This window comes from Noviherbaspirillum sp. ST9, from assembly GCF_048799745.1.
GTDB lineage: Bacteria > Pseudomonadota > Gammaproteobacteria > Burkholderiales > Burkholderiaceae_D > Noviherbaspirillum.
Genome location: NZ_JBLWFR010000113.1, coordinates 1 through 634, shown reverse-complemented (window position 1 = coordinate 634; position 634 = coordinate 1). Strand labels below are relative to the sequence as shown.

Genomic DNA, 634 nt, shown 5'->3' with positions numbered 1-634 from the left:
AATATGCACGAAAACAATAATGGATACCTCGGATCCTCATATAGTATTTGATGAGGATGGCGTTTCTGATTATTATCATAATTTTCGCAATGTTATGCTTCCTAATTGGCATCCAGATCAATATGGTGAAACCCTGTTAATGAAGACTGCGGAGAAAATTAAGAGGGCAAGTAAAGGGAAGGACTTTGATTGCATTATTGGCCTGAGCGGTGGGCTAGATAGCTCTTATGCTGCTTATATCGCAAAAGAAAAGATGGGACTTAAACCTTTGATCTTTCATGTTGACGCAGGTTGGAATACTCAACAAGCGGTTGGTAATATTGAAAAAATAGTGGACGGGCTGGGTTTGGATCTATATACGGAGGTGATTAATTGGGAGGAAATGAAAGACCTGCAGGTTGCTTTTTTGAAGTCTCAGATTGCGGACCAGGATCTACCTCAAGACTATGCATTTTTTTCCTCTTTATACAAATTTGCACGAAAATATAGGATTAAACATGTTATAACAGGGTCAAATATCTCTACGGAGTGTTGTAGAGAACCAGAAGAGTGGGGAGGTTATGCTGGTATAGATACTACGCTAGTGAATGATATACATCAGCGTTTTGGAAAGATTCCATTAAAGACGTTTCCT

1 pseudogene is annotated in these 634 nt (G+C 39.0%); it reads left to right on the top strand.

Features of this window, described 5'->3' with window-relative positions:
- Position 1 precedes the first annotated feature (1 nt).
- A pseudogene (locus ACNOHI_RS25045) lies at positions 2–634 on the top strand (LPS biosynthesis protein); the annotation flags it as partial.